The sequence below is a fragment of the Rhodococcus sp. 14-2470-1a genome, from assembly GCF_002259425.1.
GTDB classification, from domain to species: domain Bacteria; phylum Actinomycetota; class Actinomycetes; order Mycobacteriales; family Mycobacteriaceae; genus Rhodococcoides; species Rhodococcoides fascians_E.
Genome location: NZ_NPFZ01000028.1, coordinates 13,875 through 40,600 on the forward strand (window position 1 = coordinate 13,875; position 26,726 = coordinate 40,600).

The 26,726-nt window shown below is 63.2% G+C and carries 27 protein-coding genes, 1 pseudogene and 1 riboswitch; of the genes and pseudogenes, 18 read left to right on the top strand and 10 right to left on the bottom strand.

Annotated elements, in window-relative coordinates; all coding sequences use genetic code 11:
• Positions 1–2: 2 nt before the first annotated feature.
• Complete coding sequence (locus tag CH292_RS15715) at positions 3–584, top strand: FKBP-type peptidyl-prolyl cis-trans isomerase (protein WP_094627966.1); 582 nt, start codon at positions 3–5, stop codon at positions 582–584.
• 112 nt (positions 585–696) lie between these two features.
• Complete coding sequence (locus tag CH292_RS15720) at positions 697–1,266, top strand: hypothetical protein (protein ID WP_094655338.1); 570 nt, start codon at positions 697–699, stop codon at positions 1,264–1,266.
• Position 1,267: 1 nt separating this feature from the next.
• Here CH292_RS15720 and CH292_RS15725 read toward each other — a convergent pair.
• Together CH292_RS15725 and CH292_RS15735 are read right to left on the bottom strand one after the other, a co-directional pair.
• Positions 1,268–1,543, bottom strand: a pseudogene (locus CH292_RS15725) (MarR family winged helix-turn-helix transcriptional regulator); the annotation flags it as partial.
• Between the two features lie 504 nt (positions 1,544–2,047).
• Positions 2,048–2,995: an NAD(P)/FAD-dependent oxidoreductase gene (locus CH292_RS15735; RefSeq protein ID WP_094655195.1), complete on the bottom strand. Its 948-nt coding sequence runs from the start codon at positions 2,993–2,995 to the stop codon at positions 2,048–2,050.
• A 51-nt stretch (positions 2,996–3,046) separates the two neighbouring features.
• Between CH292_RS15735 and CH292_RS15740 the strand changes: the two genes are divergently transcribed.
• Complete coding sequence (locus tag CH292_RS15740) at positions 3,047–3,535, top strand: MarR family winged helix-turn-helix transcriptional regulator (RefSeq protein WP_094655196.1); 489 nt, start codon at positions 3,047–3,049, stop codon at positions 3,533–3,535.
• Positions 3,536–3,559: 24 nt separating this feature from the next.
• Here CH292_RS15740 and CH292_RS15745 read toward each other — a convergent pair whose 3' ends face one another.
• Together CH292_RS15745 and CH292_RS15750 are read right to left on the bottom strand one after the other, a co-directional pair.
• Positions 3,560–5,965, bottom strand: coding sequence for an ABC transporter permease (locus tag CH292_RS15745; RefSeq protein WP_256978158.1), 2,406 nt, complete (start codon positions 5,963–5,965; stop codon positions 3,560–3,562).
• On the bottom strand, positions 5,965–6,723 hold the full coding sequence (locus CH292_RS15750; RefSeq protein WP_094655198.1) for an ABC transporter ATP-binding protein: 759 nt from the start codon (positions 6,721–6,723) through the stop codon (positions 5,965–5,967). The genes CH292_RS15745 and CH292_RS15750 overlap by 1 nt, the downstream gene beginning before the upstream one ends.
• Before the next feature lie 108 nt (positions 6,724–6,831).
• Between CH292_RS15750 and CH292_RS15755 the strand changes: the two genes are divergently transcribed.
• Positions 6,832–8,055 (top strand): sensor histidine kinase, encoded by a 1,224-nt coding sequence (locus tag CH292_RS15755; protein WP_094655339.1) that lies wholly within the window; start codon positions 6,832–6,834, stop codon positions 8,053–8,055.
• Positions 8,040–8,687 (top strand): response regulator transcription factor, encoded by a 648-nt coding sequence (locus CH292_RS15760; RefSeq protein WP_019667586.1) that lies wholly within the window; start codon positions 8,040–8,042, stop codon positions 8,685–8,687. Before CH292_RS15755 ends, CH292_RS15760 begins: the two co-directional genes overlap by 16 nt.
• Positions 8,688–8,805: 118 nt before the next feature.
• On the opposite strand, the gene CH292_RS15765 is transcribed toward CH292_RS15760, so the two are convergent.
• Positions 8,806–10,230 carry a PLP-dependent aminotransferase family protein gene (locus tag CH292_RS15765; protein WP_094655199.1) on the bottom strand — a complete coding sequence of 475 codons (1,425 nt, stop codon included), beginning with the start codon at positions 10,228–10,230 and terminating at the stop codon, positions 8,806–8,808.
• Here CH292_RS15765 and CH292_RS15770 point away from each other — a divergent pair.
• The gene (locus tag CH292_RS15770) at positions 10,229–11,170 is read left to right on the top strand and encodes a DMT family transporter (protein WP_094655200.1); all 942 of its coding nucleotides are present in this window, start codon (positions 10,229–10,231) and stop codon (positions 11,168–11,170) included. The genes CH292_RS15765 and CH292_RS15770 overlap by 2 nt on opposite strands.
• Positions 11,171–11,172: 2 nt before the next feature.
• Here the strand turns inward: CH292_RS15770 and CH292_RS15775 are convergent, their stop codons facing one another.
• Positions 11,173–11,679 carry a GNAT family N-acetyltransferase gene (locus CH292_RS15775; RefSeq protein WP_094655201.1) on the bottom strand — a complete coding sequence of 169 codons (507 nt, stop codon included), beginning with the start codon at positions 11,677–11,679 and terminating at the stop codon, positions 11,173–11,175.
• Between the two features lie 24 nt (positions 11,680–11,703).
• Positions 11,704–11,784, bottom strand: a riboswitch (ZMP/ZTP riboswitch).
• Between the two features lie 42 nt (positions 11,785–11,826).
• On the opposite strand from CH292_RS15775, the gene CH292_RS15780 reads away from it, so the two are divergent.
• The 3 genes from CH292_RS15780 to CH292_RS15790 all read left to right on the top strand — a co-directional run bounded on the left by CH292_RS15780 (position 11,827) and on the right by CH292_RS15790 (position 14,540).
• The gene (locus tag CH292_RS15780; protein WP_256978160.1) at positions 11,827–12,330 is read left to right on the top strand and encodes an N-acetyltransferase; all 504 of its coding nucleotides are present in this window, start codon (positions 11,827–11,829) and stop codon (positions 12,328–12,330) included.
• 48 nt (positions 12,331–12,378) lie between these two features.
• Positions 12,379–13,737: an FAD-binding oxidoreductase gene (locus CH292_RS15785; protein ID WP_094655203.1), complete on the top strand. Its 1,359-nt coding sequence runs from the start codon at positions 12,379–12,381 to the stop codon at positions 13,735–13,737.
• Positions 13,738–13,880: 143 nt separating this feature from the next.
• Entirely contained in the window at positions 13,881–14,540 is a 660-nt protein-coding gene (locus CH292_RS15790) for a hypothetical protein (protein WP_094655204.1), read from the top strand.
• A gap of 751 nt (positions 14,541–15,291) precedes the next feature.
• Here CH292_RS15790 and CH292_RS15800 read toward each other — a convergent pair.
• Positions 15,292–16,161, bottom strand: a complete 870-nt coding sequence (locus tag CH292_RS15800) for a helix-turn-helix transcriptional regulator (protein WP_256978161.1) — start codon at positions 16,159–16,161, stop codon at positions 15,292–15,294.
• A gap of 124 nt (positions 16,162–16,285) precedes the next feature.
• On the opposite strand from CH292_RS15800, the gene CH292_RS15805 reads away from it, so the two are divergent.
• The 3 genes from CH292_RS15805 to CH292_RS15815 are packed head-to-tail and all read left to right on the top strand — an operon-like array spanning position 16,286 to position 18,739.
• Positions 16,286–17,341 (top strand): aldo/keto reductase, encoded by a 1,056-nt coding sequence (locus CH292_RS15805; RefSeq protein WP_037183290.1) that lies wholly within the window; start codon positions 16,286–16,288, stop codon positions 17,339–17,341.
• A gap of 42 nt (positions 17,342–17,383) precedes the next feature.
• Positions 17,384–18,244, top strand: a complete 861-nt coding sequence (locus CH292_RS15810; RefSeq protein ID WP_094655206.1) for an SDR family NAD(P)-dependent oxidoreductase — start codon at positions 17,384–17,386, stop codon at positions 18,242–18,244.
• A gap of 27 nt (positions 18,245–18,271) precedes the next feature.
• Positions 18,272–18,739 (top strand): MerR family transcriptional regulator, encoded by a 468-nt coding sequence (locus tag CH292_RS15815; RefSeq protein ID WP_094655207.1) that lies wholly within the window; start codon positions 18,272–18,274, stop codon positions 18,737–18,739.
• A 13-nt stretch (positions 18,740–18,752) separates the two neighbouring features.
• Here the strand turns inward: CH292_RS15815 and CH292_RS15820 are convergent, their stop codons facing one another.
• Positions 18,753–20,063 carry an aspartate aminotransferase family protein gene (locus CH292_RS15820; RefSeq protein ID WP_094655208.1) on the bottom strand — a complete coding sequence of 437 codons (1,311 nt, stop codon included), beginning with the start codon at positions 20,061–20,063 and terminating at the stop codon, positions 18,753–18,755.
• Between the two features lie 206 nt (positions 20,064–20,269).
• On the opposite strand from CH292_RS15820, the gene CH292_RS15825 reads away from it, so the two are divergent.
• Complete coding sequence (locus CH292_RS15825; protein ID WP_094627928.1) at positions 20,270–20,554, top strand: hypothetical protein; 285 nt, start codon at positions 20,270–20,272, stop codon at positions 20,552–20,554.
• Positions 20,555–20,680: 126 nt separating this feature from the next.
• On the opposite strand, the gene CH292_RS15830 is transcribed toward CH292_RS15825, so the two are convergent.
• On the bottom strand, positions 20,681–21,574 hold the full coding sequence (locus tag CH292_RS15830) for a LysR family transcriptional regulator (RefSeq protein ID WP_094655209.1): 894 nt from the start codon (positions 21,572–21,574) through the stop codon (positions 20,681–20,683).
• Positions 21,575–21,647: 73 nt separating this feature from the next.
• Between CH292_RS15830 and dapA the strand changes: the two genes are divergently transcribed.
• Positions 21,648–22,529: a 4-hydroxy-tetrahydrodipicolinate synthase gene (gene dapA / locus CH292_RS15835; RefSeq protein ID WP_094627926.1), complete on the top strand. Its 882-nt coding sequence runs from the start codon at positions 21,648–21,650 to the stop codon at positions 22,527–22,529.
• Positions 22,530–22,537: 8 nt separating this feature from the next.
• On the opposite strand, the gene CH292_RS28640 is transcribed toward dapA, so the two are convergent.
• A complete protein-coding gene (locus CH292_RS28640; protein ID WP_141215417.1) occupies positions 22,538–22,732 on the bottom strand; it encodes a hypothetical protein in 195 nt (64 codons plus the stop codon).
• A 135-nt stretch (positions 22,733–22,867) separates the two neighbouring features.
• Between CH292_RS28640 and CH292_RS15840 the strand changes: the two genes are divergently transcribed.
• From CH292_RS15840 to CH292_RS15855, 4 genes are all read left to right on the top strand, one after another.
• Positions 22,868–24,172, top strand: a complete 1,305-nt coding sequence (locus CH292_RS15840) for a lipase family protein (RefSeq protein ID WP_033190036.1) — start codon at positions 22,868–22,870, stop codon at positions 24,170–24,172.
• A 53-nt stretch (positions 24,173–24,225) separates the two neighbouring features.
• Complete coding sequence (locus CH292_RS15845; protein ID WP_141217840.1) at positions 24,226–24,822, top strand: YoaK family protein; 597 nt, start codon at positions 24,226–24,228, stop codon at positions 24,820–24,822.
• 68 nt (positions 24,823–24,890) lie between these two features.
• Entirely contained in the window at positions 24,891–26,315 is a 1,425-nt protein-coding gene (locus CH292_RS15850; RefSeq protein ID WP_094655210.1) for an MFS transporter, read from the top strand.
• On the top strand, positions 26,312–26,716 hold the full coding sequence (locus CH292_RS15855; protein ID WP_037183275.1) for a MarR family winged helix-turn-helix transcriptional regulator: 405 nt from the start codon (positions 26,312–26,314) through the stop codon (positions 26,714–26,716). Before CH292_RS15850 ends, CH292_RS15855 begins: the two co-directional genes overlap by 4 nt.
• Positions 26,717–26,726 lie beyond the last annotated feature (10 nt).

Here is a 26,726-nt window from a genome sequence, read left to right on the forward strand (position 1 = left end):
CGGTGTCCGGTGTCCTCGTGTCCAGCGCGGCACTCGTATTGACCTTGGCTGCATGTGGATCCGACTCGGATGCTCCGGCGACCTCGACGACGTCCTCGGCTGCATCGTCGGTAGCGGAGGCAGCGACGTGCCCCACCGCGGAACCCGAAGACGCGGGCGACCCCGAATGGACTCTGGCGGGGGATACCGGCAGTGTGTCGGTCATCGGTTCCACGGATTCTTCGGCCCCCGTGGTGGACATCGAGGCGCCGTTCAGCGTGGCGCAGACACAGGTGCAGACATTGCAGGCCGGTGACGGACCCGTCGTGGCGGACGACGCCGAGGTCTCAGTCTGCTACATGGGCGTCAACGGACGCGACGGATCGGTGTTCGACAGCAGTTACGAGCGCGGCGCGCCCGTGGAGTTCCCGCTGACCGGCGTCGTCCCCGGATTCCAGAAGGCAATCGCAGGCCAGACGACGGGGTCGACCGTGGCTGTGGCGATGAACTCCGCCGACGGCTACCCGGACGGTCAGCCCCGCGCCGGAATCGAGGCAGGCGACAGCCTGGTGTTCGCGATCAAGATTCTGGGCGTCACCGGATAACTTCCCGGTGCGTGGCACGAATAGTTGCGTGCTGTGACCGATGTTCAGCGCCACCTACCCGCGGCAGAATCGAAGATGTCAGATCGAGGACTTCGGCGAAGGGCGGCCCGGGATGCGCTTGCCTGGTCTTGCACTCGGATTAGTGCCGTGGGCGCTGTTCCTCGTGATGCCGCATCGCGGAGGCGACCAGGCGCTGCTCTTCTCGAGCATCCTCACCGGGTTCGTTGCACTGGTGCTCACTCACTGGACTCGTGGGCGGGCGGGAATCAAGTGGCTCGGCGCCGCTGCGGTGCTCACCTTCGTGGGCTTCGCAGCAGCGTCGCTGCTGTCGGTCCCGTCGACGACGTGGCTGCCGGAGTACGCGTCGGGAATCGCGCTGTTCGTGCTCGCAGTCGTGATGGCGACGTCGACCCTCGGCGTCACCTTCACCGAGCAGTACGCGCGTGAAAGTCTGCCGAAGGAGTACTGGGGCGCCCCGCGGCTTCGCTCGCTGAACGTGCGGATCTCGGCCACGTGGGCAGTGTGCACCTTCGCGGCCGCCCTGAGTACGACAGTTGCGGCAGTGGTAACCGACCCGTTCTCGAAGTACTTCGCCCTCACATGGATCGTCCCAGTGTGCTTGGTGCTCTTCGCTTCTCGATACACGGCGACGTCGCTGGGGGCACTCACCTCGCGCACATGAGCAGCGTCGACGCGGCCCCGGCCTGCGCCGTGCCGTCGTCGACCAGGCCGGAACTGACAAACCCGGCTACCGCACTGTGCGCGCTCTGCACAGTGATGCGAGAGCGACGCGCAAGTTCGCTGAACGAAATCCCAGGCGTACCGCGAATATGGCCCAGCAGCCCGTACTTCCGCGTCGTCAGCCCAAGCGGCTTCAGCGCCTCCGCGAACGCCGCATCCCACACCCTCGCCACCGTGAGCAACGTGATCGTGGGACTGAACGGAACGGGCGCGGACATACCGGCAGATTACCGAGGGCCGAGTTGGCCAATGTGGTGCGGTTCGAGAATTCGTGCTCAGTTGGTCAGATGCCTTGTATCACTGAGACGAACTATCTGGCGATTGTGAAAGTAAACGTCTTCGTGCAATGTTCTGGCGCAGAACATCATCGACAGCCGAGTAGACACGGCGGGCAAAGACCTCCATGGTCCCGGCGCCATCGATCCCTTCGTCGTGAGCTGATCGAGCCCCGAATTCCGGGGGCGGTATGAAGCGTTCATCGAGCCAGCTCCGAGGCTTTCCCTCTGCACGACCGTACGACTTCTCCCGAAAGCGCGAATCGAGAGCAAGCGTGCCCCCCAGAACTGCGCAGATCGAACCATCCTCCGACTTTTTGCTCCACGTGATGAGTCGCCTCGGGATGGGTCACCACGAATATTGTTCTCACCGCATCGTCCTCGAAGTGTTCGGTCTCGCTCGGTTGCCATGATGGTCAGGGCGAGGCCGGCCGCAGGTGCAGGGTGTCATGGAGATTGCCGGTCGAGAACTGACATGTCTTGCTCGAGCAACGAGCGATTCACTGCAATTCCTGTCCGTGTTCCCTGCGCCGCAGCGTGAACCAGTTGAGCGAGTGAATCCACGACGTTTCCCGCTGCCCAAACACCCGCCACCGATGTTGCACCGTTCTGGTCGACGGTAATCCACCCGTCGTCGTTGTGCGTGCATCCCAGATCGAACAACAGTGCGTGGTTGGGTGAGAATCGTGGTCCGACGAACACTGCCGTTCGATCCACATCCTCGCCGTTCACGAGTTGGACGGTGAGCTTGCTGTCGACCGAGCGAACGCGTCGAACACGACCGTCGACGATCCGAACCCCCCACTGAGACAGGCTGGCCCGTTCGGATGCTGCGAGATCGATCGCGTCGGGAAAGAAGATCACGTCGTCCGACCAGAGCCGGAGCAACTCTGCCTGATGTAGGGAGAACGAGCGGTTGGGGCCGGCGAGGACACCGATGTGGCCACCACGAACTTCGTATCCGTGACAATAAGGGCAGTGCGCAATATTTCCACCCCACGAATCCTCTATGCCCTCCACTTCGGGTAATTCGTCTCGCAGGCCCGTTGCGACGACAACGGCACGTGCTCGGTGCACGCTGCCACTGCGCTCTACGAGTTCGAAAGTGCCGCCACTGTGCCGCCGGACTGAATCGATGGCTCCGGCTTTCCAGGTGCACCCGTAATGCTCCGCCTCATGACGACCTCGGCGATGCAACTCATCGGGTGAAATTCCGTCTAGTCCGAGGTAGTTGTGCACATGTTCAGCGGATCCGTTCCGGGTTTTTCCAGCATCGACGACCAAGACGCGTCTCATCGAGCGCGCCAGGAGTATCGCTGCGCTTGCACCTGCGGGGCCACCGCCGACGATGATCGCGTCATATGTCGGGGAGGCATTTGTCGGGGAGTTCGGCATGTCTGGCAGACTAGACACTTGTCAACTAGTTAACAAACTTGGTAGGTGTCCATGGCTTCTCTTCGTAAGCGCACCGAGCAAGCGTGGATCAACGCTCGCCCGGACTTGGATCTGAGTCCGATGGAGGTAGTCGGACAAATAAACAGGATTGCCGCGGCGCTCGAGTTGGCAGTGGAGCCGATCTATGCAGACGCAGGCGTGTCAGCTACCGAGGTACAGCTGCTCGTTCCTCTCCGGTATTCCCCAGAACAGACGGCAATTCGGATCGCGGAGCAACTGGGTATGACACGAGCGGGCGTCTCCAAAGCGCTGAGTGGTCTCGAGCGCAGGGGATTCGTGGAACGGATATCGAACCCGTCCGATCGTCGAAGTGCGTTCGTCCGGTTGACTGATTCAGGCAGGGCTGTCATCGACGAAGTGTTCCCCAAGGAAATACGAGCGCACGCGGTTCTGCTGGAGGCGTTGGGTGGTGAGCGCCGCCGAATCCTGTCCTCCTTGAACCTGCTTGCTGACGCGGTGGATGCCGACACAGCGCGATGATCGCGGTTCGTGCGTACTGGGCAACTATCGGAACTTACCCTCTGGCCGAGGCCTCAGGGTGCGCCGCGTGACGATTGCAGTGGAGCCCGATGCCAGTACCAGGCAACCGGTCACGACCCAGGCAATGGTCCGCCAGGGGAGATGCAGTCCAACCTCGGTGCCGGTCAGTTGGCCCAACCCGGCGGCCATGCCCAGCAAGGGTGGGATGGTCACGATCGAACCGAGTGCAGAACCGATGAGGACGATGATTACCGTCTCGAAGACTGCCGTCGACAGCAATTGTCGTGACGAGCCGCCGGAGGCTTGCAGAGCCGAGATGTCCGGCCCACGACGGTACGCTGACACAGCCATGACGTTCGCGACGGCAAGCCCGCAGTAACCAACAGCCATCGCAATGAGTGTCGCTGCAAGCCAATTGGTGAGCCGAGCGTCGACCTCGTAGTCCTGCAGAGCAAAACTGTAGGCATCCTTCACCGTGGCGCCCGGAGGAAGTTGTGAAGGTGTCTTTTCCTGCGGCAGGAAGACGACATCGGTCAGGGCTGATGGATCGTGCTTGCGCACCAGGTCCCGCGGCAAGACAAAGGCCCCACGCGCGGGATCGAGTGGAAGTACCTGCGAGATGGTCACGTTTTCGGACATCCCGTCCGCAAAGCGCACCGTGATCGTCCGACCGACCTGCACATCGAGCAGTGTCGCAGTCGCTTCGTCCACGACAGCGTGTCCTGCTCTGGCATAACGTTCGTCGAGGCTGCCGATGGCGTCGACGACAGTGGTGTTGCCCTGTATTCCAGGCACGAACAACCGGGTCGGTAGGCCTGCTCTAGTCCCGAGCGGGCCCGCTCCTGACTCCGCCACCACCTGGTCGCTGAGGCCCGGGGTGCCGTCGGACGTCACGAGCACCATTCCTTGCAGTTGCTCGGTCTGCTCGGCGGGATATGCCACTGCCATCGTCTCGACCATCCCGCTCAACAGCACCGCGAATCCGACGGCTGCGATGACAGGAGCAGCCGTGCCGGCGGCACGTCGCGTACTCGTGGTGAGTTCTGCTCTGAGGAGCATCGGTCCTGCCGAGCGGGATGAACGCGCGAAGGGCCATGTCACCAGCTGTGCGATCGGACCGATGACGATGGGCGCGAGCAGCGCGGCCGAGACGGTGAACAACATGGCTGCTCCGATTGCGTTGGTTGTCCTGCTGTCCGGTGCCGCGCCCGCGGTCAACGCAGTCGCGCCCACACCGCCGAGGAGTGCGGCGATTCCCGATACCCAGCGCACCTTCGTCATGGGATGTCGCTCGACGGCGGCGGCGAGCAGTGCTTCTATCGGAGCCACCCTGGTTGCGGACTCGGCAGCCGTCCAGGCGCCGATCACCGCCACGGCTACTCCGATGGCCACTGCCACTATCACTGGCCAAGCGGAGATGCGCAGATGAAAGTCAGGAGGCTGAACGTCGAGACTCGACAGCACGATTCGCAGTACCGGAGCAAGTGCGAGACCGACTGTAGCGCCGATGATTCCACCGATACAACCGATGGCAGCAGCTTCACCGAGAACCATGCGCCGAACCTGCCCCGGTGAGGCGCCGACGGTTCGAAGCAAACCGAGTTCCCGACGGCGTTCGGCCGTAGCGAGCGCAAATGTCGAGGCTACGACGAAGACGGTCGTGAACAGCCCGATGGACGACATCGCGATGATCAATTGATTACCGAGGTTCCTCCGGTGGCTGACGAATTCGGGCTCGAGTGCTGCTCGATCCTCGCCGGTGACGATCCGGCCGCGGTCGCCCAAGTACTGTTGCGCCGTAGCGGAGACGGCGTCGATCTGCGTGTCCGTCGAAATCACGAGTCCTATCGCCCGGACACCCGGATCGAGTTGCGCAGCACGCTCGTCGGCGAAATACAGACCAGCACCGCTGAGCGTCCCCGATACGGTGAAGGCCTCCAATCCCGCCGCGAGATTGACCGACACAGAATCTCCGGGTTCGAAGCCCAGCGCATCCGGTACGACGACCTGATTGCCATTGGTCGGCGGTGTTCCGGATGTCAATCGATACGGGCTCAGATCGACACTCGCCCAGCCGTGTCCGGCCTGTTCGGCTCCCTCGTCCTCGATCGGAATGCCGTCGACCACGGGTTGCGCGTAGAACGAACGGTCGGCGACGACGCGCACGTCCGGCAGGGTGCCGAGATCGTCGGCGATCTGTTGGGCTTCGGTCGCACTCCACGGAACGAAATCCGATGTGTTGCCGAACTCGTTGTCGGCTCGAAGGGGTAATGCGAGCGCAGTCGCCTCGGTCAAACGTGGTTGAACCACGGGGCGTGACGAGTCGTAGACGACGAGTGTCGCACTGATCAGCGCAACACCGAAAGTGGTAGCCAGGAGCGCGGCCATATAACTCGGCCAGTGACTGCGTAGGTTGGCCGACGCAAGCATCAGGACTCCAATCCGGTCAACCGAGTAGCGATCGTGGCAACACTGTCGGACCGACCGCGCTGGATGCTCAGTGAGTCCACTATTCGACCGTCCGCCAGGAAGATCGTTGTGTCTGCATAGGAGGCGGCGAGTGGGTCATGGGTGACCATCACGGTGGTCTGCTGTTGCCGGTCCACCAGTTCACGCATCAGCGTCAGAACGTGTTTCGAAGTCCGGGTGTCCACTGCACCTGTCGGTTCGTCCGCGAAGAGAACATCCGGGCGGGTGATGAGGGCACGCGCGAGGGCGACGCGCTGCTGCTGGCCACCGGACAGTTGAGCTGGACGATGAGAGGCACGGTCCGCGAGTCCCACCTCGGCCAGGGCTGCCGCCACGTCCGTAGGGCGTACGCGCCGACCGGCGAATCGTGCAGGCAGTTCGACGTTCTGAGCTGCAGTCAACGAGCCCACCAGGTTGAATGACTGAAACACGAATCCGACGTGTCGTCGACGTAGTTCGGTCCGCGCTTTCTCGTCCATCTCGGTGATGTCGGAACCTGCAATCCTCACGGTGCCACCACTCGGTGTGTCGAGGCCGGCCGCACAGTGCAGCAAGGTCGATTTGCCTGAGCCCGACGGGCCCATGATCGCGGTGAAACTTCCTCGGGCGAAGTCCATCGACACCCCGGAAAGGGCTGTCACCGCGCGGTTGCCTCGACCATGCACCTTGCGGACGTCCTCGAGTTCGATCGCGGCTTCTGCGTCGTGGTGCTTGTACATTCCTTCAGTGAATCGGCTGCTCCTGACTCGCACAGTCACGCGCGCTCTATGCGACAGGGGTATGCCAGCACTACCGCGTCGATCACGTCGAGAATCTACGATCGATACATGCGCGTCACGACGGCCTGGCAGGCACTAGCGCACCATCCTTTACGTTTTCTGCTGACGCCATGGCCATGGCGTAGCCTCCTGTATCTGCTTTCCGGCGGCATCCTCAATCTGATCGTGTTCGTGGTGCTCGCAGCCGCAACCGTCCTGGGCGTGATCTTCTTCGTTGTAGTCGTCGGCATCGTCCTGCTGCTGCTCGTGGCGCTGTCGGGCATCGTCGTCGCCCGGGTGGAGCGAATGCGGATACGGCTGGTCGATCTCGACGGAATCGCCGATCCACACCGTCGGCCCCTTTCCCCCGGTGTGCGCGCCTGGGTGCGTACCCGATTCTCGGAGCCGGTGACCTGGCGTGAGTTCGGTTTTGCGGCGTTCTCCGTGACCGCGCTCTGTTGGCTGGACATCACCGTGCTTGCCTTCGCTTTCGTCCTGCCGGTCCTCAGTTTCCGTGCCCCCATGGACGACCCGTCGGCCTGGCCTTGGTGGTTCATCGGTGTGGTCACACTCGCGGCAGGGCCCTATCTGGTGACGGCCTGGGCAGGTGCGCACGCAGCACTCACACGCATCTTCCTGGCGCCCCGTGACGACGAGATCGGGGTCGACCTCACCGACGTCTCCAAGTCGCGCGAGCGTTTGCTCGACGCCTTCGAGTCCGAGCGTGCCCGAATCGAACGCGACCTGCACGACGGCGCACAGCAGCGCCTGGTGACCCTCGGGATGAACCTCGGGCTGGCAAGACTGGATGCGAACGATCCAGAACTCGACGCACGGTTGTCGGACGCGCAAGGCCAGCTCACTGTCGCGCTCGCGGAGCTCAGGGATCTGGTCCGTGGACTGAATCCGCAGGTGCTTGCCGACAACGGCCTCGCGGCGGCTGTCGCCGACGTCGCCAGTCGGTCCTCCATCGACACCGAGATCGACATCCGTCTGCCCGAGCGTGTTCCCCGCCGCGTCGAGACGACTGCGTACTTCGTTGTCACAGAAGCGCTCACCAACGTCTCGAGGCACAGTGGTGCGACCCGAGCCAGAGTTCACGGTCGCATCCACGCAGACATACTCGTGCTGGAAATTTCCGACGACGGAGTGGGCGGTGCGGATCCACGAGTCGGAACCGGTCTGACCGGGCTTGCCGACCGTCTCGATGTTGTTGCCGGGCAACTGAAACTGTCCAGCCCTGCCGGCGGGCCGACCACGCTCAGAGTGGAGATCCCATGCCGTATCGCGTGATCCTGGCCGAGGATTCCACGCTCATGCGGGAAGGCCTCGTCGGGCTCCTACAACGCTTCGGACACACCGTCGTCGCCGCTGTCGGCAGCGCCGACGAGATCGCTCGTGCGGTCGACGAGCACGAGCCGGACCTTCTCATCACCGACGTCCGGATGCCCCCCGGTCAAGCGGACGACGGTGTGAGGGCGGCCGTCGCCCTGCGCGAGCGCATTCCTGGCTTTCCGGTACTGGTTCTCAGTCAGTACGTCGAGCAGTCCTACGCGTCACAGCTGTTGGGCGCAGAAAACGCCGGCGCAGTGGGTTACCTGCTCAAGGACCGCATCGGTGCAGTCACGGAGTTCAACGACGCGGTGGAACGAATCGCATCGGGCGGGACCATCGTCGATCCCGAGGTGGTCCGTCAACTACTTCACCGACGGACGCGCCCGCTCGACCGCCTCAGCAAACGGGAAAAAGAGGTCCTCGCCCTCATGGCCGAGGGCAGATCGAACTCCGAAATCGAAAGGTCCTTGGAACTCAGCGTCCCCGCTGTGAACAAGCACATCAGAAACGTCTTTCTGAAACTCGACCTTCCCAGCGACATCGACGGGCACCGGCGCGTACTCGCCGTCCTCACCTACCTTCGAGGCTGACGAATTCCCGAAGTGCCGCGGCGAATTTCTCCGGTTGGTCTTCTCGATGGAGAAGTCCAATTCCGTTGCTGTCACGGGCTTCGTCCAGTGCAGCTCGATCGAAGAGTACTGAGCCCGTTCACAATCGGGAGGTCGAAGACCGAGAGCGCTCGACAGCCGAGCCAATTTCGCGTGCGGCAATCGGGTAGTCACCGGGGTTCCGACCTGCGAAGTTGAGGCGAAGATACTTTCCTGTTGGTTCGGCCGGGAAGTAGCCGTCTCCTGCGCCGACGATGACGCCGGCCGACCTGCACTCGGAGACCACGACGTCGAGATCCGTCTCGTCGGGGAGCCTCAGCCACAGGTTCAGTCCACCTGCCGGTATGCCTTCGAGTTTCCCCGTTGGAACGTGCTCTTCGATGCTCGTCACGAGAAGATCGCGGCGGGCGGCCAATTGACTGTGGAGACGAGTGAGATGCGTCCGCCATGCCGGCTGAGTGACGACGTCCAAGGCGACGGTCTGAAGAATCGAACTCACGTACATGGACTCCGCGCTCGTGTCCGCGATGATCCGTTCCCGAGCGGGTCCGCGGGCGATGATTGCTGCAACCCGCACCGCGGGTGACACGCTCTTGGTCAATGCTCGCGAATACACGACACGTCCTGTGTCGTCTCGGGCTGCCAGGGGGCTCGGGTGCGCCGAAATTCCGAAGTCATGAGCAGAGTCGTCTTCGATGATGAACGCCCCATGTTGTTCGGCGATCTTCAGAACCTTCTCCGCGAGTTCCGGTTTCCACAACGCGCCGGTCGGGCTCGCGAAGTTGGGTTGGGCATAGAACGCACGAGCACCGGTGCTCTCGAACGCTCGTCGAAGTTCCTCAGGGTCGGGCCCGGTGAATCCGGAAGGAACAGGAACGACATCGACGCCGGCCTGGGCTGCTGCCAGGATTGCGCCCCAGTACGTCGGCGACTCCATCAGTAAAGGCCGGCCCGCTCCGACCAGTGCTCTGAACGCAGTGCTCAGGCCTGTCTGACTGCCGGGTATCACCGTCACGTCGCTCGACGACGGTGGATTGATTCCGGGGGAAGTGATCGACGCGAGTTCTCGAGCGAACCATGATTGCAGCTCGGGTAGACCTGCGGTCGGTGGTCGATCGACAATGGCGTCACTTCGTGCAGCCCGGGCGAAAGCACTACGTACGAGCTTCTCCGGCAGCAACGTTCGGTCCGGGTAACCCGAGTGAAGTGAGACCACGTCGTTCGACGGCGACTGAAGCGCTGCCGGTAGTTTGAGCCGTGTCACGGGGGCGCCGAGTGCGGCGGTTTGCCAACGATAATCGTTGGCTCGGACCGATGTGTTCTCACGCACGAACGTGCCCACGCCGGGCCTGCTCTCGACCACCCCCTGCGATACCAGGACGCGAAGCGCTTTCTGTACGGTCACCGGACTTGCACTGTGTTCGACGACGAGAGAGCGCGTGGACGGCAGCTGCGCGCCAGGTGGGGCGGAGGCGATCCATCGACGTAGGGATGCAACGATCCGCGAACTGCTATCGTCAGACATGAGTCCCCATAGTAGCGCTACTTGTAACCGCGCATCGGCGATATCGTACGTACCCGGCCCGGGAATTCTGTGGGGGTTAGTCGGTGTCGTGGCGTTCTCCCTGACAGTTCCTCTCACTCGTGTGGCCGTCCTGGGCGGCATGCCGGCGTTGTTCGCGGGGGTAGGGCGCGCCGTAGTCGCTGCCGCGCTCGCCGTCCTGGTGCTGGGAGCTACTCGGCAGCGGCTACCGAACGGGATGCAGTGGGCTCGTCTGGCTGTCATCGCCTCTGGCGTGGTGGTCGGATTTCCACTGCTGACCTCGTATGCCCTGACGACCGCCTCTGCCAGCCACAGCGCAATAGTCATCGCACTTCTGCCCGCCACTACCGCAGTGGTCGCAGTCGCGCGAGGCAAGGAGAAGGTCCGTACAGCATTCTGGCTCATGGCTGTTCTCGGGGCGACGGCGGCGTTGGGGTTCTCTGTCGTGAGGAGCGGAGGATGGTCTGTGCCGCAATGGTCCGACCTACTGCTGCTGGCCGCTGTCGTCAGTGCGGCCATCGGGTACGCCGAAGGCGGGCTACTGTCAAGGGAATTGGGATCGTGGCAGACGGTGTCGTGGGCTTTGATAGTGGCTTTGCCGGTAACGGTCCCGTTGACACTCTTATCGCTCGACGGATTGTCCGAGATCGAGCCGAAGGCCTGGGCTGCGTTCGGCTACTTGGCTTCGATCAGCATGTATCTGGGTTTCTTCGCATGGTACAGAGGCCTCGCCATCGGTCCGATCACCAACGTCAGCCAGGTTCAACTTGTTCAGCCCGTTCTGAGTCTTGGTTGGGCTGCAGTCATTCTTCACGAGTACTTGTCTTGGTCGTCGGCGCTGGGTGGTGCAGTCGTCGTTGTATGCGCAGCGATGACCGTGCGAACGCGATCATCTCCCGAAAGACTGCGAGCGCGAAAGTAGGCCTATGGCCACGTCTTCAGACGTTTCTCGAAGAGTGTCACGCTGAACCATTTTCCGTCCTCGAATTCGCGACGACCGACTTCGGTGAAACCTTGACCGAGGTAGTACCGGCGGAGCGTGGGATTGGTTTCGGCGCAATCCAATCGAACACGCGAGATGCCTGCGTCGGCTGCCGAGCGGGCCGCGTGGTCGAGCATGGCTGCACCCAGGCCGGTGCCCGCATGACAGCGATCGATGACGAGTCCGTGCACGTACAACGCGTTGCCGTCGTCGGGCCAGATCTCGGGGTCCGACCGTATCGTGCGCATTGCGGCCACGATTGGCGACGACCCGGGATACCGAGCGACGACGAACTCACCGCGCGAGACCTGCAGTCTAACGGTGGACAGCGGAACTTCACCCGGAGTCCACTGGTCGATCGAGCGAGATGCCAGCCAGTCCTCGGCTGCATGCCTGAGAGCCAGAATAGCTGGTGCATCGTCTGTTCGGGCGGCCCGCACGTCGAGCATGGGTCCTCTCTTTCACCGGTATCGGTGAAACACCCAGGCGGACGATGTTTCGCGTTCACAGGCTCCCTGATGGTGACCCATCCTTCGCCAGTCGCCTGCAGAAAAATGTAGCAGTGCCGAGGGTGGCGCTCGGTTAGTCTGGTCGCTGTGTCTTTCCGCGTAATGCCTGTCGACGGACGATCCTGGCAGTCGTTCCGCAATCAGCGGTTGGAGATGCTGGCGGATTCACCGAAGGCCTTCGTCGAGACGCTCGACTCCGCGACGGCCCAGACCGACAACCAGTGGCAACAGCGCGCCGAGAGCACGAACTCGGCGTTGTCCTGCGGCTTCGCTGCAGTGGACGACACGGACGCGTGGCTCGGAATCATGCGTGCACGCATCGAGGACGGCAAAGTCTTCCTGCTCGGCGTCTACGTATCGCCGACGGCGCGTGGAGGGGGCGTCGCCGACGCACTGTTGCGCGAAATCGAGCAGTGGGTGTATCGGCAAGGGCACCGTACCTTGACCCTGGAAGTCCACGAGGCGAACGGGCGGGCGCAGGCCTTCTACCGACGCATGGGGTTCGCAACCACAGGTGAGACCGTTCCCTATCCCTTGGCGCCGGACGAGCTCGAGATCGTCATGACGAAGCGGGTCGTGTGCGCAGGTTGAACTCCCGCGTTCGGGCCGTGTAGCGCTCGACGCACTACCCTTCGAAGTATGGAGTTCGATGACGTGCTCGACGCCGCCGCCCCGGGACGGGTTACGCGAGACGCCGACGTCATGGCCTCCTATTCGGTCGATTGGACTCGGCGTTGGAGTGGACGACCGCGTGCGGTGGTGCGCCCCGAGTCTGCAGAGCAAGTTGCGGACGTGTTGAGAGCCTGCACCCAGCACGGGGTTGCGGTGACGGTGCAAGGCGGCAACACCGGGCTCGTCGGAGGTGCTGTTCCGTCCGATGGGAGTGTGGTTCTGTCGACGCGTGCGTTGCGCTCACACGGACCCGTCTCGGCGGACGGTTCCGTCACGGTCGGGGCCGGTGTCACTCTCGTCGAGCTCGAATCGCTTGCCGCCGAGGCGGGTTACACCGCAGGATTGTCACTGGCGTCGGGAGAGTCGGCGACTGTCGGCGGCGCCGCATCGACCAACGCAGGTGGGGCACGCGTGTTGCGCTACGGCTCGGCTCGCCAACGTATCTCGGGGCTGAGAGCAGTCATGCCCAGTGGCGATATCGTCGACCGTCGGACATCGCTGGTGAAGGACAACACGGGCTACGATCTGACGAATCTGCTGATCGGATCCGAAGGAACTCTGGCCGTCATCACCGACGTCACCTGGAAGCTGGTCCGTCCGCTGACCGACCACCTGGTGGTAGCGATGTCGTTCCCCGACGTCCGAGCCGCTGTCGCTGCCCTCCCGACGATCCTGCAGCTGCCCCAGATCGACGCCGTCGAATGGGCCGAAGGTGCCGCAGTGAGCCGCGTTGCGGAACACTCCGGTACACCGACGCCATTACCCGCCGAGGGTTTCTGGGTGTTCGCAGAGATGGGTTCTTCTCTCGTCGGCGCGGAGCCGGTGCTGGAGGCGTTGATGTCCGGCGGGCTGGACAGCAGCAGAATTGCGATCGCGGAATCCGCTGCGGAACGTCGGGCACTGTGGTCGTTCCGTGAGCGAATCACCGAATCGATCTCTACTGCTGGGGTTCCCGTCAAGCTCGACGTCGGTGTACCGGCCGAGCGGTTCGAAGAGTTCGTCGGCTCGATCACAGACGCAGTCCACTCCGTCGACGCCGATGCTGTGCTCGTTCTGTTCGGTCACTTCGCCGAGAGCAACATCCATGTCAACATCCTGCCCGGCGCCGGGACATTCGCAGACGACGTTGCCGGAGCGTTGGAAGATGCTGTCCTGGAACTGGTTTTGAGTCATGACGGCACCATCAGCGCCGAACACGGCATCGGCCGAGCCAAACGTAGATGGCTGATCCGCCAACGTGGTGAAACACAGTTGGCAGCAATGGCGCTGCTCAAGAACGCATGGGACCCACACCGCATCCTCAATCCTGGTGTGCTGCTGGATTGACCGCGGAAGTACGGTCAGGACCAGGTCGATTCCCTCCGGTTCGGGCAACCGTGTACGCACACACGTAACTCACGGTCAGCAGCACTACAAGACCTATGGCCGACGTCGGCCATCAGGCGGGCGGTCACCGATAAGGTCCTTTCATGCGAAGCAATAAAGGACGCAGCGGCGTATGGGTGGATATCGCAGTGGTGGCAGCCATCGTGGGAACGGGAGTGGTGGTTGCGGGGATCACCGACACTTCGTCGTCCACCGATCTGGCGATTCCCGGTTGCGAGGAGATGATTCAGGAAGAGGATCTGGTGCGAATCAACTACGCCTTCACCACGGGCGCTGAAGTTGCTCGTGCAGACGAGTCGTGGATTACCGACAGCAAATTGAATGGAATGGCCGAGGCCCTCGTCGGTGCGTTGCCGGCAGGTACGGTTGTCGAACCGGATTCCGTCACGACGCGATTGGAATTCTCCGGTGACCGAGAGACCTACAGTGTCGCCGGTTCGACCGCCGATGCAGGTGCATCCGGGACGATTACGTCGGACGGGCGAACTGGAATGCTGGATGTAATCGTCGGACGCGCCTACCAGCCACCCGGCCCGTGCTTCGTCGGGATTGTCGATGAGCGCGTCACGTCTCAGGACGGCGCCGTCTTCGATATCCAGGATCGCGGGGATATCCGACGGGTCGTCGCCTTTACACCGGATGAAACGCAAATCGAAGTGACGTCCGTCGGGGTGTTGACGATCGACCAGCTGACCGACATCGCCTCGGCGCCCGGACTCAGAATCAACGCGCCCGGTCGATAGGCGGTTTGCTGGGCGGGGTGTAACACTTGTGCATTCTGCAAGCGGGATTCCGCCTGCACACGACGCAAGTGTTACACCAGAACCGCGAGGAACACGGTGGGCGAGGATTTCGCCTGTCGAATCTCTCGCTTTCTGAGGCGTCAGCTGTTTCCCTGTTCGGTGGCCGGAAGCACGGCCGCAGGGCCGTCTCCTAGGTCTGCGACGAAATAATCGGGGCGTTCCAATGACGCGGGAAGTGCCCACCCGACTCGGGTTTTCGCAATGGGAGTGGAGCTCCTGATCGCTCCAACGTTGACGCCCTGACATGCGACAAGGTTCGGGAATGTCGTTGTGATGACAATCGGACCGACCGCGGTCAAAATTGGGTTCGCGCTGACACTTCGATTGGACTCGAACCCGGGTTTTCTCGATCTGCTGCCTTCCTTGCTTTTGCTTGGTGTTTCCTTTGCTGTCAAGTACGGTCCGCTGACAGCTTCAGCGGTGGAAGGTGTCGAGGCCCGCCATCACGGTGTCGCAGGCGGCATCGTCTGTACCGGCCTTCAATTCGGCGCAGCCCTCGGCGTGTCCATTGCGCACCATTGTTCTCGTTGGGAACGAGCACTTGGTGCTGGACCTGGCCGATTACAGGCGCGCACTGATCGTGCCCTCCGTCGACGGATACTCCACAGGTAGGCGCGAAACGGCTGCTGACCTTCTATCCAGCGTCATCACGAAGACATCTTCTGTTCGATTGCCCTCGCCATAACTCGCTTCAGAGGGTTCGCAGGTGCCTTCGGGTGTGGGAGTGGCGGGTTGTGGCGAGTTGGTCGAGTGCAGCCTGGGAGGCCGGGTCGGCGGCGCGGTAGACGATGAGTCGCAGATTCGCGTCGCCGAGAGGATTGAGGACGTCGTAACTCACGGTGATCGGCCCGACGTTCGGATGGTTCATCGGCTTGTTGCCCTCCGCTCGTACGGCGACGTCCCGCGATTGCCAGTAGGCGGAGAATTCGGCACTACCGGCTTCGAGTTCCTGTATCAGGACTACCAGGTCAGGATCATGCGCGTGGTCGACCCACGCTGCTCTCAGATCGGCAACAGCTCCGCGAATTACGCTGTCGCGGTCGCCGTAAAAGTCAATGAACCGATCGTCCAGGAAGCACATTCTCAGTACATTGCGTTCTCGTGCTGTTGTGCCGTCGAGGTCGAGAAGGAGGGTCGACATCGTGTCGTTCCATGCCAGGATGTCCAGGCGGTAGTTCAGGATCATGGCGGGCAATGGAGAGACATCGTCGAGAAGACGTGCAAGACCCTCGGGGACAGTCGGTTTGGTACTGCGTTCGAGTTGACGATGTCCGGCCAACGTCAGGAGGTAGTCGATCTGGTCATCGGACAGCCTCAGTGCCCTCGACAAGGATTGCACTACCTGGGCCGACGGCCGAACGTCACGCGCCTGCTCCAGACGAATCAGATAGTCCACGCTCACGCCGGCGAGGGCTGCGACTTCCTCTCGTCGCAGCCCAGGCGTCCGGGAGGATCCGAGCCGTGGCGGCAGCCCCACCATCGACGGTTGAAGCGCTTCGCGCCGCGCACGCAGAAAGGCTGCCAACTCGTGGCGGGCGATGGGCTGCGGAGTCGAACTCACGTCCCCAAGGCTATGCCACACCGATGCTGAACAGCCTGGTACTGGTCTTCCCAGGATGTCCTGAGCCTTCACGGACCAGGCGAGCGCAGGCATGGTCGACCACACATCGAACTGAGGAGTAACCGTGGCGGAGTTGACCGATTATCGACTGCTGGGACGATCGGGACTGAGGGTCTCGCCGTTGTCACTGGGCGCCATGACTTTCGGCGACGCGTGGGGTTGGGGTGCGAGCAAAGACGAGGCTCGACGGATCTTCGACACCTACCTCGATCGAGGCGGAAACATGGTGGACACGGCCAACATCTACACCGACGGCCAGTCCGAGAGCTTTCTGGGTGAATTTGTCAGGGATCGAAGAGATTCCGTGGTGATCGCCACGAAGTACGCTGGTACGCGGAACCCATCAGACCCCAATGCGGGAGGTGGTAACCGTAAGAGCCTCGTAACCTCGGTCGAGGCAAGTCTGCGCAACCTGAATACGGACTACATCGATCTGTTGTACCTCCATGCGTGGGACGGGCTGACGCCCGGCGAAGAGGTCATCGCTGCGTTGGGCGAGCTGGTACGCAGCGGCAAGGTGCTCTATCTCGGCATCTCCGACGCGCCGGCTTGGGAGATTTCACGTATGCAGACGATCGCCGAGCTCCGGGGATGGCCGACCCTCTCCGCACTTCAGGTCGAGTACAGCCTCATCGAGCGAACCACCGAGCGTGACCTTCTACCGATGGCGAGCGGATCAGGACTCGGAGTTGTTCCCTGGTCACCGCTGGGTGGGGGAGTGCTGACGGGCAAGTACACACCCGCTGACCTTCCTGAAGATGTGACGGCTATGCCGCGCAGTCGAAGTGATCACGCCGCGGCCGGCAACAGCTTGACCACTCGAGGACTCGAGGTCGCGAACGTCGTAGTCGACGTTGCGCAGCAATTGGGAGTCACCCCGGCTCAGGTCGCCATTGCGTGGACTCTCCACAACCCAGTGGTGACAAGCACTCTCGTGGGTGCGCGAACCGCAGAGCAGTTACAGAGCAACCTTGCTGCGCTGGACGTGGAACTTTCCGACGAGCATCTGACCCAGCTCGACGACGTCAGCGCGCCCGATCTGGGCTTTCCCCACGAGTTCCTGGCGCGTCCCATGGTGCAGGGCGTCATTCATGGGCACACGCGAACCCGCCGGCGGTGATGAGCTTGCGTTCGAGCGCGCTCGAAGTCATAGCGTCGCGGCATGACGAAGAGAAGCTGGATCATCACGGGGGCGTCGTCGGGTTTGGGACGAGCACTCGCAGAAGAGGCTTTGGCAGCCGGTGACACGGTTGTGGGGGCTGTTCGTCGACCGAGCAGGTTGGGCGACATGGTGCGTCGATACCCGGATACTTTGATGGCGGTCGAGTTCGACGTACGCAACACCGCAGCGGCACCACAGCTGATTGCGGCCGCGGCGGAGCGATTCGGAGCGGTCGATGTGCTGGTCAACAACGGTGGGGTCGGGCAGATCGGCGCTGCTGAGGAGGTGACCGATTCCCAGCTGCGCGACATGCTCGACCAGCATCTGTTCGGCCCCGCGGCCCTCACGCGTGCTGTGTTGCCTGGAATGAGGCGGCGGCGAACCGGATCGATCGTGCAGGTCAGCAGTCAGGGCGGCCGAGTGTCGTTCCCCGGAGCGGGCTCGTACTCGGCCGGGAAGTTCGCCTTGGAAGGGTGGTCGGAAGCCCTGGCCGGCGAGGTCGAACAGTTCGGTGTTCGAGTCCTCATCGTCGAACCGAGCAGGTTCCGCACCGGGTTCAACGAAGCTGGCGTCCTCAACCTCGTCGACCCCAGCGACGTCTACGAGGGACTGCTCAGCGCGGTCCGCGCGGACATGCTGGCCGTCGATGGGAAGCAGGAAGGCGATCCGACGCGGGCGGCCCGGATCATCATCGAACTTCTGAACGGAGAATCCGCCCCGCTACGAATCCCGTTGGGAAGAGAAGCGGTTCGGCGATTGTCGGACGGCTACAGGTGGAACCTCGACGAGGTCGAGCGCCTCGCGGAGATATCGGCCAGTGCAGATTATCCGGGGGTTGCCGAGTCCGTCGGTCCAGTCTGAACCGCTGGCCAGGGCTATCGTGACGTCATGGCGACCGTTGATCTGATGGACAAGGCTCTTGCTGCGCTGGCCCAAGCGGATGTATCGATGACGATCGACATCGTCCACGGACTGATCGAACCCGGTGAAGTAACCGAGCCGATCGGGATTTCCGAGGTCGCGCAGCTCTTGGGTGTGTCGGCGCACACCCTCCGGTACTACGAACGGTGCGGGTTGATCGAGGTCGAACGAGACGCGCACGACCACCGCCTGTACGACGCCGCCGCGGTGCGCCGCTTGGTCTTTCTCACTCGAATGCGTCTGTCCGGCATGCCGATGCGTGATCTGCAGCATTACGTGGAGCTGGTCGATCAGGGTGACGATACCGTCCCGGAACGCCTGGACATACTCGTCGAACATCGGGACACCATTCGCAGACAAATGCTCGAGCTGCAATTGTCCTTGGTAGCAACCGAATACAAGATTGCAACCTACGGCGGTGCGGCCGGCGAGTAGGTCTTGCGTCCCGTCAGGAAGAGCTACCGGCCAGGACGGCTGAGATGGAGGCGTCGAGGATGTCGATGCCGTCGTGTAGTTCGGTTTCGGTTGTCGTCAGTGGGGGAGCGATACGGAAGATGCCGCCCATTCCTGGTAGCTGGACGATGTTGAGGTGCAGTCCACGCTCCAGGCAGGCGGTGGTCACTTTCTTGCCCAGGTCGTCGGCGGGGGTCTTCGACTCCTTGTCGGTGACGAATTCGAGTCCGCGTAGCAGGCCACGGCCCCGGACGTCGCCGACGACTTCGTAGGTGTCGCGCAGTGCGTCGGGGCGGTCGGAGAGCTGTTCGCCGAGTTTTGCGGCTTGCTCGACGAGTCCGTCGCGTTCGATGACGTCGAGCACGGTGTGTGCGACGGTGGCAGCCAACGGATCCGATGCGTGGGTGGTCAGGAACAGGAAACCTTTGTCGTTGCAGATGTTCTCGATCTCGTCGCCGGTGATCACCGCGGCGACGGGAAGCCCTGCGCCGAGGGTCTTGGACAGAGTCAGGATGTCCGGGGTGACCCCGTCGCGTTCGAAGGCATACATCCGGCCGGTGCGGCCGAGGCCGGTTTGCGCTTCGTCGAGAATGAGCAGCATTCCGCGTTCGACACAGAGTTCTTTGAGCCGTGCCAGGTAGCCGACGGGCGGATCGATGATGCCGCCGGACGACAGGATGGGTTCGACCAGACAGGCCGCAAGTGCGCCGGTGGACTGTCTGTCGATGAGCGAGAAGCCGTAGTCGAGCTCGGTCTCCCAGTCGTAGGAGCCGTCGGCACGCCGAAACCGAGGCCGGTAGGAATCAGGCGTCGGCAAGGTCAGATTGCCGGGGATCACCGGGCCGTATCCTCGTCGTCCGGCGGAGAAGGTCGCGGCCGCCGCGCCGGACGTCATGCCGTGCCAGGACCGATCGAACGAGACGACCTCGTATCCGCCGGTGTACAACTTGGCCATTTTCAGAGCCGCTTCGTTGGCCTCCGCGCCGGTGGTGAGCAGAAGGGTCCTGCTGAGTTCCGACGGGAGGGTGGCGGCGAGCTTGGTGGCGAGGTCGACCACGGGTCTGCTCAACATTCCGCTGAAGAGGTGGTCCAGCGATCCGACGGACTGCGACACCGCTCGAACGATGTCCGGGTGGGAATGGCCGAGGACTGCGCTCATCTGGCCCGAGGTGAAGTCGAGGATTGCCTGGCCGTCGCTGTCGTACACGTGCGTGCCTTCGGCCCGTTCGATGATGCGGGGAGTGAACGTCACGCCGTAACGAATCAGGTGGCGATCGGCGTCGCTCCAGAAGCTGTCGGTGCTCATGGGCGTCTCCTCGATTCGGCGGCCCTCCGGTCACGCACAGACTAAGCCACGCGGTGCCGATCCGTCGGCCCATGACAAACGTCATCTCGATTCCGTGACGATGTCAGCCGAGCTCATGATTCTGTGCACTGTTGCCGAACAGCGGACTACGACAAGATCGTAAGTGACCGAAAGCCAAGCTGCAGAACATGATAGAAGGAGTCATCATGAAGAAGCTTGCCATTCGCACCGCCACTGTCGCTGCCTTGATCGGAGGGCTCGGTGCTGCCGGCGCAGCAGTCGCCACGGCCGATACGGTGACCGAACTTGTCCCGGCTATGAACGGCGGCGCTTACTGCCTGGTCGTCCAGGACGTCGGGGCAGAGCAGTTGCTGTACAGCGGCTTCCGCTGCGACGAAGTACAGGCCGACATCGACGAGAAGGCCCGCCAGGACGAGCGTCGCGAAGAGCGCAAGGAAGAACGACGCGAAGAGCTCCTTCGCAACGGCTGATCGCACGGCAAGTCCACGAACGAAGTAGCTCTGCCGGAACAGATTTCGATCGAAGGGCTCATCAGCCCGCCCGACCGGCCCGGCGCGTCGATTTCACCACCAGGACTCGGGCACACGCCGCGTCGTTTATGTGGCAACGAGTGTGTCGACGAGTGCTCGGATGGCCGGGCTGGAGTCTGCGCTGCGACGCCAGACGGCGTGCAGTTCACGGGTTGGTGGGCGACGCAGTTCGAGGGATACAAGGTGTTCGCCCAAAGGGGGACGTGCGAGTCGAGGGATGAGTGCGACGGCGTTCGTCGACGCCACCAAGGCGAGTTGGCTGGAGAAGTCGTCGACCAGGTGCCGGACGTCGGGACTGTCCGGTAGGTCGGCGACGACGCGTCGAAACCATTGGTGGCACACGGTTCCCGGTGGACTCGTCACCCAGGTGAGACCGGTCAGTGCGCTGGCGGGCAACGCGTGAGCTTCGCGGGCGAGTGGGTGATCTCGATGTACGACGATGTCGCCGATGTCGGTGTGCAACGACCGTCGGTTCAGAGACGGCGGTATGGGGGCGATGAGTCCGTCTGCGTCGTGCACGAGGGCGACGTCGGCGATACCCGAATCGACGCTGTGAATCGCGCGGTCTGGATCTTGTTCGGTGATCTGCAGGCTCAGCTGTGGGCATGCCGCGCCGAGGGCGCGCATCGCCGGAGCAAGCACACCGCGGATGGCGGTGGAGAAGGCTGCGACCCGCAGAGTGCCGCGCGGTGCACCGTCGGCCACGGAACGTGCGGCTTCGGCGCATCGTTCCAGTGCATCGAAGACGTCGGGAGAGGTGTCGACGAGTGCCTGGCCTGCCGGTGTCAGCACGACACCGCGCCCTGACTGGGCGAGAACCCGAAGTCCCAGCTGGCGTTCGAGTCGCTTGATCTGCTGTGAGACGGCGGAGGCCGTGAAGCCGAGTTCGTCGGCGGCCTTCGCCAGGGTGCCGAGGGTGGCCACCGACTTCAGAGCGTGTAGCGATGCGACGTCGACCATGAAGCGATGCTACGCATTATCGGCGAAAAACCGTCGCTGGACCGAAGGCTTACTGCGTCGCACACTTCTGTGCATGACCACCGAACAGCTCTTCGGCACCAACTGCGTCGCCATGGTGACGCCGATGACCACGGACGGAGAGCTCGACGAGCACTCCCTCGGCAGGCTCGTCGACCATCTCGTCGCCACGGGGTGCGACGGCATCGTCGTCGCAGGCACGGCGGGGGAGGCGCCCACGCTGACGGACGCCGAGACGGAGAAGCTCGTCGCCGCGGTGGTGTCGCGAGTCGACGGACGGGCGAAGGTGACGGCCGGCGTCGGAACCTACGACACCGCGGCCAGCGTCGCGAGGGCTCGTCGCGCGGAAGCGGCGGGCGCCGACGGGCTGCTCGTCGTCTGTCCCTACTACTCGCGGCCTACGCAGGCGGGCATCGTCGCGCACTGCACTGCCGTCGCCGACGCGACGAATCTCCCGGTGATGTTGTACGACGTGCCGGCGCGGTCCGGCACGGCGTTCTCGCCCGAATCGTTGATTCTGCTGGCCGAGCATCCGCGAATCCGAGCGGTCAAGGATGCCAAAGGTGACCTGTACGAGGCCTCGACGGTGATGTCTCGGACATCTCTCGCCTACTACTGCGGAATCGACGAGCTCAACCTGGCGTACTTGGCAATCGGCGCAACAGGACTCGTCAGTGTGGTGGGCAATCTCGTCGGCGATCGGAACGCGGCCCTCGCGGATGCGGTGCGGCGAGGTGACCTCGTCTCAGCTCGTCGAATCCAGAACGAACTGCTCCCGCTCACCGACGCCGTCATGCGTACGTCTCAGGGCGCGATCATGGCCAAGGCAGCGCTGGCGGAGATCGGCGTCATAGACTCTGCGGCAGTGCGACTTCCGCTGCTCGAATCGCCTCCGGAGGATCTTAGACGCCTGTCCGCCGCGACGAGAGAGTGCTGAACGGCGTTCTACAGCTTTCTGAGCCTCGTCAACTGGACAGCGCTGCCGATTGCCACGATGGGCCAACACACGATGGCGATCCACTCGCTGGTGGAACGTTCGCCGTGAGTGATGTCGTAGATCGCCAATACGGTCAGTGCGATACCGATCACGAGGGTGATCCAGTTGAGCCGCATGCGCGTTGCCGTCGACGTGGTTGTCATGGGAAGAAATGTATGACCGGACGGCGGGTTTTGCTCCCGAATTGTCCAGATGAGCGTGCCGGTGCGGTACGCCGACGGCGTGCGGCGTCCGGTCCGGGGTTAGTGTGACCCGGAGACTCGGACAAAGGGTGTGGGATGAGCGTCGTCGACGAAAAAGCCGGTAGATCTCCGTGGGAACCGCAGGAGATGCCGCGGCCGAACCGGGCAGCACGGCCGGATGCGGACCCGTTCTACGTCGCGCCCGACGGCTTCGAGGAGGCTGCGCCGGGTGATGTCCTGCGGTTCCGTGAGGTCGAGGTGGCGCTGTACGGGAAGATTCCGCAGCAGGTCGACGCGTGGCAACTGCTGTATCGGACGTCCGATCTCCACGGATCGCCGCAGGTCAGCGTCACCACCGTCTTGATGCAGCGCGGAGCGGTTGCCGAAACTCCGCGCCTCCTGTCGTATCAGTGCGCGATCGACGCGGTGTCGGCCACGTGCTTTCCGTCGTACGCGCTGCAGCGGGGCGCAAAAGCGTGGGGCGCGGTTCCGCAATTCGAGTTCGTCCTGGTGCTGCATGCGCTGCGCCGCGGCTGGGTCATCTCGATCCCGGACCACGAGGGTCCGGACGGGCACTGGGGCTCGCCCCGTGAGCCCGGCTTCTTCATCCTCGACGGGGTCAGAGCCTCGTTGCGGTTCGCACCGGCCGGACTGACCGACGATACCAAGGTCGGTCTGTGGGGCTACTCGGGCGGAGGGCTCGCGACGTCCTGGGCTGCGGAGATGGCCCCCGAGTACGCACCGGAGATCGCACTGGTCGGGGCGGCCCTCGGCTCACCCGTCGGCGATCCTGCGTCGGCTTTCACCAGGCTGAACGCGACGTTGCACGCCGGTCTGCCCACCTTGGTGGTCGAAGGGTTGCGTAGGACGTACCCGGATCTGGACAGGGTGGTCAGAGCCCACGTCAATGCCGACGGGCTGGCGTTGCTCGAGTCGGTGGACGACCTGACCACCGTCGCTGCCGTGCGCAAGCTCGCGAAGCACGATCTGGACAGGTACATCGACATTCCGCTCGCGGATCTGCTGGCTACACCGGAAATCCTCGAGGTGTTCGAGGCTATTCAGCCCGGTAGAACCGCTCCCACCGTCCCGATGCTCGTGGTGCAGGCCGTCCACGACCAGATCATTGCCGTCGACGATGTGGACGGACAGGTCGACCGCTACCTCGACAACGGGGTCCACGTCACGTACCTGCGGGACCGACTCAGCGAACATCTGTCCCTGCACCCCCTGTCCGCGCCGCTCACCCTCGACTGGCTACAGGACCGGTTCGACGGACGCCCGGTGCCGCCGTCGGGCGTCACCACGGTCTGGTCGACGGCGTCGTCCTTCGGTGCGGTCCGTGACCTTCTCGCGCTGGCGTGGTCGACGACGATGGCGGTCCTGGGCCGCCGGCTGTGAGTGAAAATGTGTCCTGGGGGACACATTTTCACTCACCTGGGGTCTTGCTTCTGATGCTCTCGTTCGGCGCAGGTGCGACGGATGCGTTCGCCTTCCTCGCACTCGGCGGCGTATTCACCGCGAACATGACGGGCAATCTGGTGCTCGTCGGACTGGTCGGCCGGGACGATTACCTTGCCAGCCTGGTCGGGGCCGCGATCGCCATCGCCGTGTTCTTCGTGGTTCTGCTGGCCGGGTTCCGCTACGCGCACCGCTCCGTGCGCGTCCCGACGTTGCCGTTGCTGGGGACGGCTGCGGCCGTCCAGGTGCTCACCCTCGTGGCGTGGTGGCTCGATGTAGGCGCCGTCGTCGCTCTGGTGGCGATGTCCGCGGCGGCGATGGCGTTGCAGACGGTGGTCGCGCGCTCGTCACTCCCCGAGGGAGGATTGTCCTCGACGTTCGTCACCGGAACGATGGTCAACATAGCCGACGACCTGGCCCGGGGCAGGACCGAGCATCTTGCGCTCAGACTGGGCGCAATTGCCGCCTTGGTCGCGGGATCGTTCGCCGGTGCCCTGTCGATTCACGCCGAACCCCGACTCGGTCCCCTCGTGGCCGCGGTCGTCGCCTGTATCGGGTTGGCCCTGGCCGCTTTCGTCGTTCGCCGCTGACTTGCGTTGCGGCCTGCCGAGGTCGATACTCGAACTAATAGTTGTGTATCTACAAGTATTGGATTTCGATGAGCGAACTGACCAAGCGGCACCGCTACCTGGTGCTCGCAATCTGCTGCATGAGCTTGTTTCTCGTCAGCATCGACAACACGATCGTCAACGTCGCGCTGCCGGCGATCGGGTCCGACCTGCGGGCATCGGTGTCGGGTCTCCAGTGGATCATCGACGCATACACCTTGGTGCTGGCGTCGCTGCTGATGCTCGGCGGCTCGAGTGCGGACCGGTTCGGCCGCAAGAAGTTCTTCATGATCGGTACGGCACTGTTCATCGCGGGATCGTTGCTGTGCAGTGTCGCGACGTCGCTGGGCTGGCTCGTCGCGTTCCGCATGGTGCAGGCCGTCGGAGGGTCGATGATGAACCCGGTGGCCATGTCGATCATCACCAACACCTTCACCGATCCGAAAGAACGCGCAGGAGCGATCGGAGTGTGGGGTGGCGTGGTCGGAATCTCGATGGCGGGAGGCCCGCTCATCGGCGGCGCACTGGTCAGGTCGGCGGGTTGGGAGTCGATCTTCTGGGTGAACGTGCCGATCGGCCTGATCGCGCTGTTCATGACGTGGAAATTCGTTCCCGAATCCAAAGCAGCGCATGCACGACGCTTCGACCCGGCCGGGCAGGTGTTGATGATCGTGCTGCTTGCCAGCGTTGTGTTCACCATCATCGAGATGCCGACGAAGGGATGGTCTTCGCCGACGATCCTTGCCACTGCCACCATCGCTGTGGCGTCACTCCTCGGTTTCCTGTACGTGGAGACTCATCGGACCGAACCCCTTGTGGAACTGAGCTTCTTCCGCAGCGTTCCGTTCTCCGGGGCGACCGTCATCGCCGTGTGTGCGTTCGGATCACTCGGCGGATTTCTGTTCCTCAACACGCTGTATCTGCAGGACGTGCGCGGATATTCGCCGCTGCACGCCGGCCTCTACACACTCCCGATGGCGTTGATGACGCTGATCCTCGCGCCGATATCGGGTCGGCTCACCGGTTCTCGCGGACCTCGAACCTCACTGGTGGTGGCAGGAGTCGGCTTCATCGTTTCGTCCCTGATGCTGACCCAGCTGACGGCGACGACGTCCTTCGCGTGGCTTGCTCTTCCCTACCTCGTGTTCGGTATCGGATTCGGGATGGTCAACGCACCCATCACCAACACCGCTGTGTCCGGAATGCCCCGTAGTCAAGCAGGAGTCGCGTCGGCGGTGGCATCGACGTCTCGGCAGGTGGGCCAATCGCTCGGTGTCGCAGTGGTGGGGTCGATCGTCACCGCCGGTCTCGTCGGCACCTTCGCCGACGGGTTCGTCGACGCCGCCCGTTCGGCGTGGTTCGTCATGACTGGTGCCGGAATCATCGTCCTCGCACTTGCTTTCGTCACGACCGGTTCGTGGGCTCGCGGCACAGCAGAGCGGGTTGCGGATCGGTCGTCGGAGCTCGTGGCATGAGCGCGGAGGACGTGTGGGGTGACATCCGTACGCTTGTCTTCGACCGAGCCGATCCGCACCGCGCCGTGGTCGCGGCGACAGGAGAGAGCTTCTATCGGTGCAAGGTACTTCGGCGACTGGTGCCCGGCCCTCTGTCGGCCGGAGCGCTCGCGGAACGACTGAACACCGACCCGCCGTATCTCTCGGTGACGCTGAAAGAGTTGGAATCTCGTGGATACGTGGTACGCACCGAAGACCCTGCCGACCGGAGGCGCCGAGTCGTCGAACTCACCGACTCCGGACGTGAGCTGGCCGACCGGGCGAATGCTGCACTGAACGCACCGCCCGCGGAGTTCGCGAATCTATCGGCCGACGAATTGGGGCAACTCGAGACGTTGATGGGTAGGCTGCTCCGAAGCTGACAGGCAAACC